Origin of the sequence: Polaribacter reichenbachii (assembly GCF_001975665.1) — a bacterium.
Classification (GTDB): domain Bacteria; phylum Bacteroidota; class Bacteroidia; order Flavobacteriales; family Flavobacteriaceae; genus Polaribacter; species Polaribacter reichenbachii.
Window position 1 is genome coordinate 3,396,712 of sequence record NZ_CP019419.1, and the last position, 17,189, is coordinate 3,413,900.

The window sequence follows — 17,189 nt, forward strand, 5'->3', positions numbered from 1 at the left end:
ATTAATACAACTGAGTTGCAAATCTAATAATAATATTTGTTATTACAACTAAGTTGCGTTATATTTGTTATATGGGAGTCATCAGAAAAACAAAGGCGGTAGAAGTGTTAATGAGCGAGTTTAGAAATAGTGATTCTGCAATTTCTGCTAAGCAATTAATAACACAATTAAAAACACAGTTTAATAAAACTACGATTTACAGGATTTTAGATAAGTTAGAAGATGATGGTCTGCTGCATTCCTTTTTAGGAAAAGACGGAATTAAATGGTATGCAAAATGCACAGGATGCTCTTCTACAGAGCATAAAGATGTGCATCCTCATTTTCAGTGTTTAGATTGTGGTAAAGTAGATTGTATACCTACTAATGTTACCTTGCCCAAAATACCAAGTAGACAGATTGAAGTTACTCAATTATTAATTCAGGGTAAATGTGAGTCTTGTGTTGATGCTATTTAAGGATAAAATACGTTAAGTAAATGGACTTACTTTGTAAATAACAATTCATTTACTAACTGATGTCTTTAAAAGATAATAATAATATGGTTATTTATAAATTAATGACATATCCTATTTATGTTGTTAATTTTTAAAAAGAATTCTTATTGATAAACTCTAAAAACTTTGGTTTGTATTGCTCAGAAACTGTAATTCGCTGTTTGTTAATAATGATTTGACTACGTTCAATGACTTCAATATTTTTTAAAGAAACGATAAAAGAACGATGTACACGCATAAATTGAGTACTTGGCAATTCTTGTTCTAAAGTCTTTAAGCTCATTAAGGTTAAAATGGCTTTTGGGTTGTCTTTTAACCATATTTTTATGTAATCTTTTAATCCCTCAAAATATAAAACATCAGCCAATTTAATACGAAGTTGTTTGTATTCTGATTTTACAAAAAGAAACTCTTTTTCTTCGGATACAACAGGTTGTTTTTTGCCTTTTACCAACTCAAACCAAGTGTTTGCTTTATTCGCTGCTGCTAAAAACTCAGCATAATCAAAAGGCTTTAACAAGTAATCTAAAGCTTCTACTTTAAAACCTTCTAGTGCATATTCATCAAAAGCAGTGGTAAAAATTACCCGTGTTTCTTTAGGTAACATTTTAGAGAATTCAATACCCGTTAAATCTGGCATTTGTATGTCTAAAAACAATAAATCTACAGGTTCTTGTTGTATAAATTGTAACGCTTCTATAGCACTAGTACACTTCTTTTTAAGAGATAAAAAAGGCGTTTTTTCAACATAACTTTCTACTAGATTTAATGCCATAGGTTCATCATCTACAACAATACAAGATATTTTTAGATTGCTCATTTTTTATATAGTTTCTATTTCTAAATTTACTACAAAACGATTCAAAATTACTTCTGTCTGGAAGATATATTTATCAGGATATAACAATTGTAAACGTTTTTCTAAATTCTGAAGACCAATTCCTGAACCACTTTTATCATTCGATTTTTTAGGGAAGTTTGTATTCTCTATGGTGAATAAAACGGTTTTATTGGTGCAAGTCATATTCATATTTATGCTACTTGGTTTGCTAGCAGCTACACCGTGTTTAAAAGCATTTTCGATTAATGAAATAAACAATAAAGGTGCTATTTGTATGCTTGTTTCTGTTTTAGGAAAACTGTAATCGATAGTTGTTTTATCTGATACACGCAGTTTCATCAACTCAATATACTTTTTCATAAAATCTATTTCTTTGGTTAATGAAATGGATTCCTCATTGGTTTCGTACAACATATAACGCATTAACTTGCTTAAACTATGAATCGATTTTTTTGCTTGCTCTGGCGAAAGATCTACCATTGCATAAATATTATTCAAAGAATTAAAAAAGAAATGTGGTTGTAATTGATAATGTAAATGTTGTAACTCCGATTGTAATTTAAAATTGATAGCTTCCTTACGCTCTGCCTCTGTTTTTACCCAACGTTTGGTAGTTTTTACAACGATAGAAAATAGCAAAGGTGCCATATAAGAAACCATTTGAATGTAAATAAACATTTTAAAAGGCGGACCTGTACTATTCTTGTTACTAGAGGGTCTGTTTCTGGTAATATTCTGAAAAAAAACATCTTCTATACTCTCTTTTATGTAAATAAAAAAAACAATAAATATGATGTTTATAAGTACAAACCAAACTGTTTTTTTAGTAAACAAGTATTTATCAATCAATAAAAAATAATTTAGGTAAAACAGAATTGAAGAAAGTAGTAATGGAATCCAGAAATGGATAATGACTCTATCTAATTCTTGTTCTTGCCCATAAGACAACAAATAAGGCATACTAAAAAGCACAAACCAAACCAGTATGTGCGAGAGTAATGTGATGTTTTTATTTTTAATCATATTGTTTTATACTGATGGTTTATTAAAATGATGTCTATTATTTTATCTTGAAATCAATTCTACTTTTTCTATTGTAAAATCTACTTGAATAGACAAAATTTTAATTCATAGTATAAATATAAAACAAATCCTTTTTTTTGCTGTAAAGAATAGACGTTTATAATGATTTAGTATACCAATAAGGATATTTTATAGATGGTAATTGGGAAAGATTGATATAAAAATTTAGAATAGTTTTTATATTTATGATCTGTACTGAAGACAGTTTAAGAAAATTAGATTCTAATCAATCTCTATATATTCTGATTTCCCTCCAGATAAATCACCATTTAGCCAATTCCAATCGAATTTTAATTTTAGTTTTCCATTGGGTAATTTTTCAATGATCCCTTTTGATTTCCCTGCTTTTAATTCACCATTCGTAGTTAAACATTGATACAAGAGTTCTATTTTGTTGGTATCTTCAATTTGTTTACCAATGATTAGGCCTTTTACAATAGAACCTCCTTTGTATTTTCCTGTTATTGTTGTCCCTTCTTGAAAATACTGAAAGTAAGTTTCATCCGAAGATAATCCGTTTTTATTTTCTGAGGTTACAAATTTCTTTTGGTCTAAGTTCAATGTTACTTTTTTTAAGGTTATTCTAATTTAAATCATCGTTTGTGATTGTTAGTTCAAAGCGCAGAGAATTATCTGGTGTATTTGCATTATTTATCATTTCCCAATCTGTATTTGTTATTGTTGAGAGTGTTAAGATGGGAGTTGTTGAGTTTACATCAGTAGCATAAAACTTTAATTCTTTTAAAACTTCTTCTGGTCTAAAATATGACATATCTACTAAATCATAAAAAATTTCTGATTCTTTACTATTTAATAATACACTTTCATTTTCTTGTCCGTTTGTATAACCATCATTCACTACAATCTCTAAACTAAGGTTTGTATCTGTTTGATTATTAATGTAAAATTCTGTAAACGCTATTGGTTCAGTAATAATAGTATCTGAGTTTTTACAACAGAAAAGCATCAGACTAAAAATAAGGATAAATATACGTTTCATTTGCTTTTTTTATTTGATAGTTTTATTCTTTTTGATATTTATAGCTGCACCCTTCTATACAAATGGGGCCACTGGTAGGTGTAAGAATAAAGTAATTGCCGTAAAATTCTAAATTATAGCTAATAAAACCTTGTTCGTTTTCGAATTCTGCACTGATTTCAGCACAATTATAATCCAAAAGTAATTCATCTTCATTTATAGAAAAATTACCCTCAGTACATTCTGCAAATCTATTCGATGTAAATGCTTTGTTTTCTGAGAAAATAATTTCATTACCATTTTCGACATCTACCCAATATTGAGGGCCACCAGCACTAATATAAGCTTCGGTTTGCACCCATTTTCCTGCTATTAAAGTTTCGTTCACAGAAATTGGCTCATCAGATGGATTACAAGCCATAAAGAATATTAGAGAGCAGATTAAATAAGATTTGTATTTCATAGGTTTGATTCTTTATGTTATAGATGCAAATTATCTATAAGGGTTGCGTGTAAATATTGTTAATCAGAAATTTAATCTTAATTGGTCGTTTTCAGCCATCGCATTCCAATCTTTACAAAGTTGATCAAAATCTTGCTTCATATTTTTTATGTCTGATAGATGCATTGCTGGAACTTTAATTCCGTTTATACTTTTAGCTTCCCAATGAACAATCTCAATATATTCATCAATATTTACAGCCCCAGAACCAACAGCTTGAAGATTTCTAGCCATTATTTCTGATAGCCAAGTTTCTGCACCTAATGTTTTGATGGTTTCTTTATCAGACAATTCAGCTATTGTTTTTCCTGATTTTATTTTACCATAAAATCCATTTTCTAGTTTAAACTCTTTCTCTACAATGAAATGCGCAATATCGTGATTAGGAAAATCTGGCCCAAGATTCTGACTAGTGTTACTGCCGTCTTTTCTGATACAAGATAGCGTACTTCTGTTTTTACCCTTTGTTATTATTATTTCCATTGATAAAATTATGTACTAAAGTTAATTAATAAAATACTGTTCTATTCTTTACAAGTTTAGAGCTAGCAAACTAATCCTGTTTTAAAATCCACGTGCCTATTTTTACAAATTTTACAAAACTCAAGACATTCTTTTAATTCCATATTCATTTTTTTAAGTTAATTTATATTTTTACTTATTAATTTATCTAAATCAATTATTTTCAGATTCAATAATCTGTAAAACTAAATCTTGTAAATTAGCATCTTTAAAATCTGGTTGTAAGTAATAAGGATGATAAATTTCTTCTTTCCTTTGAATATATGCAGTTTTAAGTCCTGCTTTTTTTGCACCAAATAAATCCCAATCGTGAGTTGCAATCATTATGATATCTTGTAATTCTAATCCTTCTTCTTTTGCTGATGATTGATAAATATCTTTAAAAGGTTTATATTTTTTAATGCTATCAACTGAGTAATACGAATCAATTTTATCAATAATTCCTGAATTTGTCAATTGTTCTTTCATCATTTCTAAAGAAGAGTTTGAAACTGCAACTACACGTATGTTTTCTTTTTTAAGAAGATTTAACGCAGGCAGCACATCATCATAAGCAGGTAACCTTTTGAATTCGCCAAGTATTTGTGATTTTGTCTTAGCAGTTAAGGGTTTATTGTTTTCAAAGAAAAGATTTTCTAAAGCTATATCTGCTAATTCTCCAAAATTACGATACTCTCCCATTATTCCCATAATGCTTGAACTGTATAATAATTTTGTGAACCAATATTTTAAAACATATTTGTCATTAAAATGTTTATCGAATTGTGCTTGCAGTAAACTCAGATTCAATAAAGTTTCATTCATATCAAAAAATACAGCTTTTATCATCTTTATTTTGTTTTATAACCTGGTTTAATTTACGCTACACTTTTTTAGCACTCTTTATAAAAATTAAACTAAAACCGATTAAGGTTAAAGCATAACCAAAAATCAATCGAAAAGGTAATGGAATAATATGCCACAAAATAAGATTGGCTACTAAAATAAAAACAATCCCTACTTTTTCTATTTTTAAATAGTTTAGGCTTAAAATTAATAAGCCAAGGTTAAATATTTTAGAACTTGGTCCTATTGTCATAAACGTTTTCCAGATAGAGGGTACTTGAGATATGTGCTTTGTAAAATCTGAACGCATTTCATCAGTAGGAAAACTCCACCAAATAAAGTCTAACACACACATTCCTATTATACAAACAATACCAATTAGTGTTAAAGGAATACCAAACAGATTGTATATTTTTTTAGGAAAAGAAACTACTTGAGGAATTAATAAAACTACGCCTACTAACAAAAACCAATGTGCAAAATCAATAGGTTCTTGGGCATACACAAAATCATTGCCTTTAGACAAAATTATTTGACCTATAAGAAAGAAAATTAATCCTATTAGAAAAGAGATTCTGTAAGTCATTTAAAATTTATTTTAGTTTTTAATACCTCTATGCTACACCTTAGGTTTTTAAAATAGTTTTTTTGTTTAAACAGTGAATTTAGCAAATAAAACCGAATATACAATCAGCGAGAATTTTAGAATCTAGACAAGAACAGGCAATAAATTTTGTAGAATGTTGCACAACATTAGTTATTTCATATAATCTAACGCCTTAATCGTGATTTCTTTTCTTAATTTCGGGAATAATTTTTTATTGGTATTCTCATTTGGTTCAATATTAGTAGCAAAAAAATAAGTTTTATTCTTCATTTTAATATAGCCTACAAACCATCCGTTATTATTTCCATTTCTAATTGATAAACCCGTTTTTCCATATAATTTATACCTTTCGTTTTTTTCAATAAAAGATATTTTTCTAAGCACTTCTTCAGTTGTTTTAGAAATTTTCAACTCTGAATTAACAAGACGTTTTAAAAAGTCTATTTGTTGAAATTGATTGATTTTTGATGCTCCTTCTAACCAAAATACATCTAAATTTTTCGAGGTAACATTCATATCTCCAAATTGTAGTTTTTCGAGATATTCATTCATTCTTTTTTCACCAATTTTATTCGCAATTTCTTGATAACAAGGTACACAAGAATACTGAAAAGCATCTCTTAATATTAAATCTTGTTCCCAAATTTTATATGCTCTTTTTTCTCCATTCCATTTAAATAATGTGCTATCATTTTTTACAACCTTAGTTTCTAAAGCAATTATAGAATTCGGAATTTTAAATGTAGATGCAGGTAATTGCCCTATTTTAGCCCAATCAAAGTTATTTGAATAGAATAAATCTTTTTGTAAATCATAAATTAGAATAGAACCATTAACATTACTTGAATTCATAATTGATTGAAATTCAGGTACAAGTATTTCTTTTGTCTTGCTTTTTTCATTACAAGAAACTAAAATACTTACTATTAAAATAATGTTTACTATTGTCTTTTTCATAGTGTTGCCAACGTTTTATGTATATAAGAAGTTACGGGGTTTTGTATTCTAAAACTTTCTGAAGAAAACAAAAATAAACTAAATAACTAACTTTGGTTTAGCACAAAATAGTAATTCTATTTTTATGTTGTTGGTGTAACTCTTTTTAAAACCAGTTATCGTATTTAATATCAAATCGACCACCTAAGACTTCAACTATTTTATTTGTTTCAGGATTGATACAAGTAAAATAAAACACAGACAGAAAGTCTGAAAGCACTTTTACAAGTAGTCTAAAACTAACCATTAATTTTACACGTTGTTAGCAATAGTTTTTATTTTTCATAAAACTCTTTTAGCACAATATTTTTGTCTTTAGTTAATCTTTTTAATTCCTTTAAAATATAATATCTATGCATAAATCCGCATAAAACAACAATTTTTTTGCCTTTATTTTGTTCTGAAATTGTCATGATATTTTTCGCCATTGTTTGGTTTCTTAAATCCCAAAAATCTGCCCAAAGTTGATATCCATTTCTGTAACTTATTTTTTCACCATTTGGTTTTATTAAAAATCTAGAAGAAAATTCCTTTCTAGTATTGGTTATTTTTGGAATCATTTGATACTGGTAAAATTGACGTTTTTCGCATAAACTATCTGCTATGGAATTATTCCAATTTTCAGGACTTTTTGCAGCAATTACTTTTAATGGTTCTAAAGCTTCTTTGTAAGTTTTAAAAATTTCAGCTTCAGTTGTTGTTAGTAAATTTTCATTATACAAACTGTCCACTAATTTTAATGTTAATTTGTCAGTAGGTCGCATTCCATTATCAATTCGATATTGATTTCTACCTTCAAACTCAAATGGTCTTAATTTTGTCTCTGGGTATTTTGCTTGATATTTATCAGAAGCAATAAGTTCATTTTCCATTACTTCTTTTAATTTAAAATCTGGAGTGAATTTAATGGAATCTAATTCTAGTAGTATTAAATCAGGTTTTACTTCTTCTAAAATATTAAAAAGAATTTCCGAATTAAAATTAGGAACAGCTTTGTGCTGAGTTCCCATAACAATAATTTCAGTAGAAACCGCTGGTTTTTTTATGTTGTTACAGGATAAAAATATTACTGATACTATTAATAGTAATGTGATTCTTTTCATTTATTTAATTTTGATGTAAATAATTGTTACTAAAATACTACTAAATAGTTTGTTGCGTGTTTAAACATCTAATTTACTAAAAAGTACCTACCCGTAAGTAGGCAAAATGACAGCAATAAATTATAAGCATTGTTGTGTGTAATTATTTTCTAATTTCATTTTCTAAATATAACATTTTCAACTCTTTATGATATGCTTTAATTCTTGAGTAAGCTGTTCCATCAACTAATAAGATAACTGTTAACATTGCAATAGTTGTAATGCTAATTGCTCTCCAAGTTGGTGTATTAACAAACAGAATTAATAATGTTGCTACTATAATTAAAATTGGAATTACTTTAAATACAACTGTATATTCCTTTAATGTACTTTCAGAACGTTCTATTTCGGATTGGTAAAAAGTAGCTGTATCAGTGTTAAAGTCTTTTTCAAACTGTTTAACTCTTTGTATGTTGGTGTAGTTAAGGCCGCTACCAATTATCAAAAGTAAGATGCCTGCAACTAAAGTCGGAATTATGTATGCTCTGGCTAAATCTGTTTTTCCTAATTGCCAAAATCCAATACTTGCAACTAAAAATCCAATCGCAAATAAGATGAAAAAACGTGTTGAGAATACTTCAGCTTTTGCCCATTCTGTGGCTAATTTTAATAGTTCCATTTTAGTTTAGTTTATATTTTTCTCTGTATTCTGTTGGGCTTACACCTTCTTTCTTTTTAAATAGTCGTGAGAAATATTGCGGATATTCAAATCCCAACTCGTATGCTACTTCCGAAATACTTTTGTTCGGTTTCAATAAAATATTCTTTGCTTCATCAATTAAACGCAAGTGTAAATGTTCGGTAGTCGTTTTTCCTGTTTCTTTTTTTAGTGTATCACTTAAATAGCGTTGCGAAACAGACATTTTATGAGCTATTTGTTCTATGTTTGGAATCCCTTTTTCTTGTAGTACTCCTAATTCAAAATATTCAGATAATTGTAGATTAAATCGCTCCAACAAGTTATTTGATAATTCTTTTCTATTCAAAAACTGTCTTTCATAAAATCGATTGGCATACTTAAAAAGCGTACTTAATTGAGAAATGATAATTTCTTTGCTAAAGGCATCTTGGTTGTTCTGGTATTCTATTTCAATATTTTCAACTATCGATTCTATTTGCTTTTCTTCTTTTGGCGAAAGATGTAATGCTTCATTTACTGAATAGGAAAAGAAACCATATTTTTTTATTTGTTGTGCTAATTCTGTTCCTTTCAAAAAATCTTCGTGGAAGTTTATTGAAAAGCCTTTTCGCTCAAAAACCACGCTACTATCCCATTGTAGAATTTGCCTTGGTGCAATGAAAATTAAAGCTCCATTGGTAAAATCATATTTTGTTCGTCCGTAGTTTAAGTCGCCTTTTACAAATTTCTTTAAGCTAATGGAATAGCAATCGTTTGTAATTGGTGGCGAACTTTCTCTTGGACAAGGTAAATAACCATCGCCTTTTGAGTTGAAAACACTCAACATAGGGTGTTCTGGTCTCGGTAGTTCTAAATAATCTAGATAAGTCGATAATGTTTTAAAGTGCTCCATAATACAAATTTAGAAATTCCATTTTATACCTGTTTCTTTTTCCGAAAGTTCCCATAGCCGTTTTGCTACTCTTTTATCTTTTGCGTGTGATTCTAATTTATGTGCTCCAACGGGACCAGTCCAATTATTTCTTCCCGTTGGACCATAAAAACTACTTTGGTCTAAATTAGGTTCTGTAGCACACATCAATTGCGGATAAGCACCTTTTTCAGCCGATTGTGTTAATGGCGACAATTTCATTAGATTAAAGATGAATTTCATCATAAAACTACCACTAGTATTTATCAAGTTGGTTCTTGAAGAACCAGGATGACAAGCGTAAGCTTTAACATCTGATTTATCTACTTTTTTTAATCGATCTTGTAGTTCATAGACAGACATAATTTGAGCTAATTTGCTTTGACTATAAGCGTTATTAGGTGTGTAATCTTTATTCCAATTCAAATCGTCAAATTTGATGGTTTTAATTCCCATATCATATCCCAAACTTCCTACCGTTACAATTCGTCCTTTGGATTTCTCAATAAGTGGGAACAATAAAGCTTGCAATGTCCAATTTCCATAATAATTTGTTCCCATTTGACTTTCCCAACCGTCAACAGTTAGCGTTTGTTTAGGTACTTGTGCAATTGCTGCATTGCAAATAAGTGCATCAATTTGAGGAACTGTTTTTATAACTTCTTCTGCTGCTTTTTTTACAGAGGTTTGTTTGGATAAGTCCATTTGAATGTTAGTTACTTCAATGTCTTTACCCAATTCTTGTTTTAATGTTGCGATGCTGTCTTCTGCTTTTTTAGGATTCCTATTAAGCATTACCACTTTTGCTCCTTTTGATAGTAATATTTTTGCTGCTTCAAATCCTGTTCCGCTTGTAGTTCCTGTTATTACAAATGTTTTATCTGTCAAATTTGCAATTCTGTCTGGCGTCCAACCTTTTTTACCAAATTGAGTTGTATTCATTTTGTCTCTTTTTATTAGAATAAATTATAAGACAAAGGTCGGTTAGTAATAGTCTTAATTCCTTATACGTATTTTCAAATGTTGTATACTATTTGGTTTGAGTGCTAACTTGTTTTTATATGGTTCGTTCTGTGTTTTAAGCAACTAATTTAGCAAATAAAAACCGACAAAGAAAATACCAGAGGATTGTTGTAAGAGAGCAAAAAGCGAGCAACTAATTTTGTATGGTGTTGGCAATAGTTATTTTATTTCCACTAATCCAAATCCAACAGGAAATTCATTAGTTTTCTTAACTGAGCATAAAGAATCTAATGGAACGTGGTTGCTGTAAAATAATGCCGACACTTCTTCTTGAGAATAGTTTTTTAATTGTATAAATTCTTTAAGATGATAAGGCATTCCTTCTCCACCCATAGCAACATTACTTTTAGATTCTATATGAAAATGTAAATGCGGTAAGTCAGAATTTCCGCTGTTGCCCAATAAGCCTATTATTTGTCCTTTTTTGATTTTATCTCCTATGTTTACTTTAAGACTATTCGGTATTAAATGCCCATAAAGCGCATATAAGTCATTCCCAATATCAATGATTACATAATTACCAGAAATTGTTTTGCTAGTAATACGCACAGCCATTTCTTCTGATAGTGGTTCATTTTCTATGATATTATCTTTTATATCTACAACAACTCCATCAGCAACAGACACTATTTCTAGACCATAGCTGTACCAGTTTTTATTTTGTTTAATATTGTTTTTTGCAAATTTTCCATCATCGTTCACAAAAATCCAATCAAGAGCAAAACGTTGCGGATATATCACTGCTCCATTTAAAAAAAATCTACTGTTTTTATGTCCTTCTGCTTCATACAACCATTTTCCTTTTTTATTAAATGGTAGCCCTAATGTGAGTTTTATTTTATTTGGAATATCTAAAATTGTTGATTCAAAAGTGTATGCTATAGATTCTTCATCACTTTTATTTATATTAAAATGAAGTCTGTGAAATATTTTTACAGGAATATTTTTAACGTCTTTAAACTTTAGGTTCAAATTAAGAACTCCAAATTGATTTGCAGAAATTATTTTTAAGTCATTATCACCTCTTAATTTAGGTCGTTCAAGATTCTTATTTATGTAGGAAGAATCAAAAGTAGCAATAGGTACTTCGGTTGATGATAAATCAAATATTTCAACTTTTTTTAATGCTATAGATGTTTTAAAATTATTGAAAATATTTAATTCGTATGCGAGATAATTTTTATTATTTGCATTAATTAAATTGCTTAAAAAGGAAACGTTGGTTGCAAGCGGAAAAGTAGATTCTTTAAGTTTAGGTGGAATCTCTTTAATAGGTTTTTCAGTACCATTTTTTGGTTCTCCAATGTTTTTGCAACTTGTAATTATTAAGAGATAACTTAATAGTAATAAATACTTCATAAATTTTATTTTAATATTTAATCTTTTAGCATCCATTTTATTAAACTTTCCTTATCAACAATAGACCAAGAATGCGGGTTTCTTTCTCCATTTGCACGGTAGCCTTTATTTTCTGTTTTTATCAATTCTACTTTTTTATTATTAAATCTATTTTGTAGAACTGTATTCAATTTTTCTATTGAAAAAGAATTTAAATCTTCAGGTTCAAATTGTCTGTTTATTTTCCAATAATTGATATCAGGCTCTGTGTAGAACCTTAATTTAGTGTTATTTAAATTAGCAATATTTTCAATGAAGTTAGTTTGTGAAGTAAATGGCGAATTCTTTTCAAAATTAGTAATCCCATTTTTGGGGTTACCTAAACTGTTATTAAAAAGATTTGTTATCCAAGTTCCTTCTTGAACCGAAATCTCGGAAAAATTTCTCTCAATATTCCTTTCACATTTTTCATAAAAAGCAAGTAAATCAATAGGCGAATCCACTATAAAAACCCCTTTTGGTTCGATTTCATTTTCTGTTTTTATCAAATGGTTAGAAAGTAATAAGGATATGTTTCCACCAGTTGAAAATCCACCAATATAAATGTTGTTTTTTGGCAACTTATTTTCCTTAAATATTCTTTTAAGAAGTTCTGTTAACTCTGTTTTATCATTTTCCGTAAGCCAAAATTTCTTATTGAAATTTAAATACAGAATTGCTATGTTATTATTTTTTGCATCTTTTAGAATATTAAATTCTCGTTCAATAGTTTCTGCATTTTCAACATAATTCCCAAAAAGTATTAAGACTGCGTTTGCATTTTTTATAGGTTTATTTAATTCATAATTATCTTCAACTATTTCTTTGTATTCCGTTCTATTAGTATTTTGATTTTTCTTATAAGGTTTATTTTTACAAGAAACAGAAATCACTAAAATCAATATTATTCCTATGAATCTCGTCATTTTTTTATAAGTATTACTAACATATATATGGTTTGTTGCGTGGTTTAAACACTAAATTTAGTAAATAATACACAGATAGAAAGTCCTCGAGGACTTTCGTCAGTAGGCTATAACTAGCCATTAATTATACCCGGTGTAGTAAGTAGGCTTTTATTCATAATATTTTTCTAACGCTCTATTAAAATCTATGAATTCAAGCCATTTTAAATTTTCTAAATCTATAATTTCATTTGTTCTTTTTTTGTCATTTAAATATTCTATATCTTTCGGATGAATTTCAATTAATTTTGCTTTAAATAATTCAGTTTCTTCAATTCCGTAATAAATTGAGGTATAATTAAAGTCTAAAAAAGCAAATTGTCTGTTTTTCATATTTATAATAATAAATGGAAATCCATCTTTTAAATTTTTTGAGTTACTCGCAGGTTTTCGGCAAACTATACATTCAGATTTTTCAAGAAAGCTAAATGTTTTTTCGTCTTGAAAATAAATCCAAGTTTGACTTGAATTCAGTTCAATTTTAGGATTTTTAAAGTTTGAGTAAATTCCGATTAAACCAGCATAAGCTCCCATTCTCGATTCGTTTATATTGTAAACTACAATTCCGTATTTATTGTTTGGTGAAGAAATAAAATAATCATTTGACCAACTTTCAGATTTATAATCAATCAGTTTTGTTTTGTCAATATTCCAATTTAATTTTTCATTCATCTTTTAGATTCTAATTTTGGTTTTTAGCTTACTTATAACGGCTTCGGCTATAAACAGTTGGCGATTTGTTGCCCTAACTTTTCAGTTTACCACCAACCTTTGTTTTATGATTATACTTTCGTTTTATCACTTTCGCCCCAATTGTTTATAGCCATTGTTAGCCATAGTAATTATATCTTTTCAAATTCTAATCCCATAATTTTCATTGAAATAATCTTTCCGCTCTTATTTCGTATGAATTGAATTGAGTAATTGGGAATACTAAATAAGTCTTTAGATAATGCTTCAATTTCAACGTTATACGCTCCTTTTCCATAATAAAATTGCAATTTATCATCTTCAAATTTAATTTCTTTAGCTATTTGCAAACTCTTGTTTAAATAAATGCCTTCAAGTTCTTTTAATTCTAATTCAGTATGCTTATAAGGTTTAAGTTCTTTGAATAGCCAAGGTTTTTCACTTTCGTTTGCGTAAAATCGATATTGTTTGTTATTGGCTTGAATATCAAATTCCATAATTATTCCGTCCATTAAAAAACTTTGATTACCAATAGGTTCTAATTTTCCTATTTCTTTTCCATCGCTTGTCGTTAGAACTAAATGATTTTCTTTTAGTTGAATGATTCCAGTTTTTATATCTTCATACTCATTACCCAAAAAGATGTAAGAACCCTCATATTTTTTAAGGGCATCAATAGGCAGTTCAATAATTATATTCTCTATTTCTTGATTAGTGTTAACTTGCTTTTTATTTGGAATATATAAATCTACAAGTTGAAAAAATCGTTCTTCGAAGTCTTCTTCAAACGTGTTTTGTGTGGAAAAAAAGGCAATATCTAATTCTGGAAAATATAAGTATTTAGAAACGAATCCTCCCATAATCATACCGTCAAATCCCAAAGCGGAATAACCATTATGCGTTTCAAACTCAACACCCAATCCATAGTTAATTGTGGTTCCATCATTTAGCTTTGCTTTGGTGTGCATTTTCTTCCACAAATCGGGTTTACCAATGGTTGCATTTTGAATACCTTGATGCCATTTAAACATATCTCTTGGTGTTGTCAAAATTTGACCATCTCCATTGTAGATTGTAGCAGGTAAATCCATTTTATAATAAGCTTCCTCATCTTCAATATATCCAATGGCTCTATTTTTTATTATGTCATACGTTCTATTTTTCTTAATCGTGTTTTCCATTTTTAATGGTGTAAAAATATGTTCTTGCAAAAATTCTGCAAAAGATTTTTTTGATACTTTTTCAATAATATTGGCAAGCAAAATGTAGTTTGCATTTGTATATTCAAAATATTCTCCAGGTTTAAAGTTGAGTTCTTTTAAATTAACAATTATATTGCTAACTCTGGGTTGCGTAAGTAAGTCATTAAAAGACAAATCTGCCAAATAGAAATATGGGTCAACTTCTGGTATACCGCTTGTTTGATTTAATAATTGTTCTATTGATGGGTCGCCTTTTTTATACCTAGAAAGGTTATTGATGTATTTATAAGCAGGTTCTTTAATGGATAATTTTCCTTCATTCTCTAATAACAAAATTGCTGCTGCAGTAAATTGTTTTGCAATGGAACCAATGTCGAATACGGTTTCGCTAGTTATTGGAATGTTATAATCAAGATTTGCAATTCCATATTGTTTTTCAAGTACAATTTTATTGGCTTTAAATACAGCTATTGAAAATCCGGGTTGATTGCTGGTTAGTTGGTATAGACTGTCTACCTTTGAATCAATATTTTGAGAAGTTGCTAATTTTGGAATTAGTAGTAAAAATATTATTAGTATTCCAAACTGTTTTTTATTCATAAATTTTGTTTTTCTTTCTCTAAAGACTCTTTTAATTTCTCATTATTACAGTTGAGTGAGGTATTATTATTGCCAACGTGATTGTGTATTGAAAGTTGCGATTTTTGTGAACGGCTATTTTCCGTAGAAAAATATAAGTGAGCAAAAAAGCAACAACATTTGATTAAGCTAAAATTAAGCAATTTTTTATACACGGTGTTAGCTTTTAGTGCTTTATTCCAAATAAATTTATTTCTTTTTCTATTCTCAAAATATTTCTAATTCTTTCATTTTATTAAGAAATTAATTCAGTTTTTTCATTATTAATTTAAACTAAACAACTTAAATTGTATTATTCAATAAATAGTTTTTTCTTATTTTACAAAATGTTTTTCAATAGATAAAACTATTAACTGTCAAAAAAAATTATACATTTTCTAATGTAATTCTGCTTTATTAAACTAGAGTTTAAATTCAAAATTTTTAATAATATTTGAATCTAAGTTTGTAAACTGTTTTTTTTCAGTTTTATTAAGTCAATTATTGTTATTACTATAAAAAATATAAATAATAATATTCCTAATGGAATTGTGATAAATAAAAACCAAGGAATAACTCCCCAAAAACAATTAGATTCATTACAAGATTCATTTGTTATCAAATTGGTTATTGTAGCTCCAATATATCCGATTATAAATGGACTTAAAGCTATGATAAATATTAAAATTATTCCAATTGGAAATTTTATAAAATCTTTTTTTCTTTTAAAATAAATCATTTTTATTTTTTCTCAATTTTTCTCAGGTAAACTTGCTTACGCATTAAAGCCAACGTATTTGTGTTATGAAAAGTTGCGTGTTTTAAGCACTAAAGTTAGTAAATAAAACACAGATAGAAAGTCCGCGAGGACTTTCGTAAATTGGCTAAAACCAACAATTAATTATACACGGTGTTGTACACCGTTTTTTATTCCGCTTTTCTAATTGCAATTTCTTTAATTATTCCTTTTTCAACTTTTTCTATATCTGACAAAGTTATTTGAAACCAAAATTCCTCTCTATTTTTGTTAAAAAAACTAAAAGTAAATTCATCCTCAATTCCCTCAAATCCTCCACAATAATTTTCCGTTTGAAATTGGTCGCAACTTTCAATTAAGTTCCATTCCTTTAAATCAAGATTTTCCCTTAAAATTTCTTTGCAAATTAAAATGAACTCATTATTTATTTTATGCGTAATTTCCATTTTCAATATTATGTGATATTTTTATTCTAAATCTGTATCACTTTCTTTAATAGTTATAATTTCAAATTCGATAGATTTTAAAATATCTAATAAAAAGTTTTCAGTTTTATTCTTTTCGTAACAAGGATGAGTTAAGTCAATTCTTGTCTTTAAAATCCATCCACATTCTTTATTCGAATTATTATAATATTTTCCTTCAATATCCTCATTTCTAAAAAGTTCAAACCAAGTTCCAGTTCCTTTATTAAGATTCCAATAAAAGTATTTTAAAACAAAAGGTAATCGAGCTTCAAGCATTGATTTACTTTTCGTTTTTGACATTGTTCTATCAAGAGTTTTTAAATAATCATTCACTCTTTGAACGATTATTTTTTCATCTTTTGCAGAAGACTTAATTCCATAAATAGTGTGTTTTTTCATAGGTATTTCGTCAAATGGAGTACAACGTTATTGTGTATGGTTTGTTGCGTGTTTTAAGCAACTAATTTAGTAAATAATTACCGACCAAGAAAGTCCGCGAGGACTTTCGTAAATTGGCTAAAACCAAGCAATTAATTATACACGGTG

The 17,189-nt window shown here is 28.3% G+C and carries 20 protein-coding genes; 1 reads left to right on the forward strand and 19 read right to left on the reverse strand.

Annotation, left to right across the window (positions count from 1 at the left end; translation table 11 throughout):
- Positions 1 to 71: 71 nt before the first annotated feature.
- A complete protein-coding gene (locus tag BW723_RS14455) occupies positions 72 to 458 on the forward strand; it encodes a Fur family transcriptional regulator (protein ID WP_068358795.1) in 387 nt (128 codons plus the stop codon).
- Between the two features lie 130 nt (positions 459 to 588).
- On the opposite strand, the gene BW723_RS14460 is transcribed toward BW723_RS14455, so the two are convergent.
- From BW723_RS14460 to BW723_RS14555, 19 genes are all read right to left on the reverse strand, one after another.
- Positions 589 to 1,317, reverse strand: coding sequence for a LytR/AlgR family response regulator transcription factor (locus BW723_RS14460; protein ID WP_068358798.1), 729 nt, complete (start codon positions 1,315 to 1,317; stop codon positions 589 to 591).
- A gap of 3 nt (positions 1,318 to 1,320) precedes the next feature.
- Positions 1,321 to 2,361 (reverse strand): sensor histidine kinase, encoded by a 1,041-nt coding sequence (locus BW723_RS14465; protein WP_068358801.1) that lies wholly within the window; start codon positions 2,359 to 2,361, stop codon positions 1,321 to 1,323.
- 282 nt (positions 2,362 to 2,643) lie between these two features.
- Positions 2,644 to 2,982, reverse strand: a complete 339-nt coding sequence (locus BW723_RS14470) for an avidin-fold protein (RefSeq protein ID WP_068358804.1) — start codon at positions 2,980 to 2,982, stop codon at positions 2,644 to 2,646.
- Between the two features lie 22 nt (positions 2,983 to 3,004).
- A complete protein-coding gene (locus tag BW723_RS14475) occupies positions 3,005 to 3,421 on the reverse strand; it encodes a hypothetical protein (RefSeq protein WP_139059080.1) in 417 nt (138 codons plus the stop codon).
- A 22-nt stretch (positions 3,422 to 3,443) separates the two neighbouring features.
- Positions 3,444 to 3,863, reverse strand: coding sequence for a hypothetical protein (locus BW723_RS14480; RefSeq protein WP_139059081.1), 420 nt, complete (start codon positions 3,861 to 3,863; stop codon positions 3,444 to 3,446).
- 63 nt (positions 3,864 to 3,926) lie between these two features.
- The gene (locus tag BW723_RS14485) at positions 3,927 to 4,385 is read right to left on the reverse strand and encodes a hypothetical protein (RefSeq protein WP_068358814.1); all 459 of its coding nucleotides are present in this window, start codon (positions 4,383 to 4,385) and stop codon (positions 3,927 to 3,929) included.
- A gap of 192 nt (positions 4,386 to 4,577) precedes the next feature.
- On the reverse strand, positions 4,578 to 5,252 hold the full coding sequence (locus BW723_RS14490; RefSeq protein ID WP_068358817.1) for a haloacid dehalogenase type II: 675 nt from the start codon (positions 5,250 to 5,252) through the stop codon (positions 4,578 to 4,580).
- Between the two features lie 34 nt (positions 5,253 to 5,286).
- Positions 5,287 to 5,835 (reverse strand): hypothetical protein, encoded by a 549-nt coding sequence (locus tag BW723_RS14495; RefSeq protein ID WP_139059082.1) that lies wholly within the window; start codon positions 5,833 to 5,835, stop codon positions 5,287 to 5,289.
- Between the two features lie 171 nt (positions 5,836 to 6,006).
- Positions 6,007 to 6,813 (reverse strand): class D beta-lactamase, encoded by an 807-nt coding sequence (blaOXA, locus tag BW723_RS14500; protein WP_068358824.1) that lies wholly within the window; start codon positions 6,811 to 6,813, stop codon positions 6,007 to 6,009.
- Between the two features lie 314 nt (positions 6,814 to 7,127).
- On the reverse strand, positions 7,128 to 7,955 hold the full coding sequence (locus BW723_RS14505; RefSeq protein WP_068358827.1) for a hypothetical protein: 828 nt from the start codon (positions 7,953 to 7,955) through the stop codon (positions 7,128 to 7,130).
- A 142-nt stretch (positions 7,956 to 8,097) separates the two neighbouring features.
- Positions 8,098 to 8,613, reverse strand: coding sequence for a hypothetical protein (locus BW723_RS14510; RefSeq protein WP_068358830.1), 516 nt, complete (start codon positions 8,611 to 8,613; stop codon positions 8,098 to 8,100).
- A gap of 1 nt (position 8,614) precedes the next feature.
- On the reverse strand, positions 8,615 to 9,526 hold the full coding sequence (locus BW723_RS14515) for a helix-turn-helix domain-containing protein (RefSeq protein ID WP_068358833.1): 912 nt from the start codon (positions 9,524 to 9,526) through the stop codon (positions 8,615 to 8,617).
- A 9-nt stretch (positions 9,527 to 9,535) separates the two neighbouring features.
- On the reverse strand, positions 9,536 to 10,486 hold the full coding sequence (locus BW723_RS14520; RefSeq protein ID WP_068358836.1) for an SDR family oxidoreductase: 951 nt from the start codon (positions 10,484 to 10,486) through the stop codon (positions 9,536 to 9,538).
- Between the two features lie 240 nt (positions 10,487 to 10,726).
- Complete coding sequence (locus BW723_RS14525) at positions 10,727 to 11,926, reverse strand: M23 family metallopeptidase (protein WP_162274046.1); 1,200 nt, start codon at positions 11,924 to 11,926, stop codon at positions 10,727 to 10,729.
- A gap of 17 nt (positions 11,927 to 11,943) precedes the next feature.
- Positions 11,944 to 12,837: a hypothetical protein gene (locus BW723_RS14530; protein ID WP_076686412.1), complete on the reverse strand. Its 894-nt coding sequence runs from the start codon at positions 12,835 to 12,837 to the stop codon at positions 11,944 to 11,946.
- 183 nt (positions 12,838 to 13,020) lie between these two features.
- Positions 13,021 to 13,581, reverse strand: a complete 561-nt coding sequence (locus BW723_RS14535; protein WP_068358844.1) for a hypothetical protein — start codon at positions 13,579 to 13,581, stop codon at positions 13,021 to 13,023.
- A gap of 170 nt (positions 13,582 to 13,751) precedes the next feature.
- Positions 13,752 to 15,401 (reverse strand): serine hydrolase domain-containing protein, encoded by a 1,650-nt coding sequence (locus BW723_RS14540; RefSeq protein WP_068358847.1) that lies wholly within the window; start codon positions 15,399 to 15,401, stop codon positions 13,752 to 13,754.
- 945 nt (positions 15,402 to 16,346) lie between these two features.
- A complete protein-coding gene (locus tag BW723_RS14550) occupies positions 16,347 to 16,622 on the reverse strand; it encodes a hypothetical protein (protein ID WP_068358856.1) in 276 nt (91 codons plus the stop codon).
- A 21-nt stretch (positions 16,623 to 16,643) separates the two neighbouring features.
- A complete protein-coding gene (locus BW723_RS14555) occupies positions 16,644 to 17,042 on the reverse strand; it encodes a hypothetical protein (protein WP_068358859.1) in 399 nt (132 codons plus the stop codon).
- Between the last annotated feature and the right edge of the window lie 147 nt (positions 17,043 to 17,189).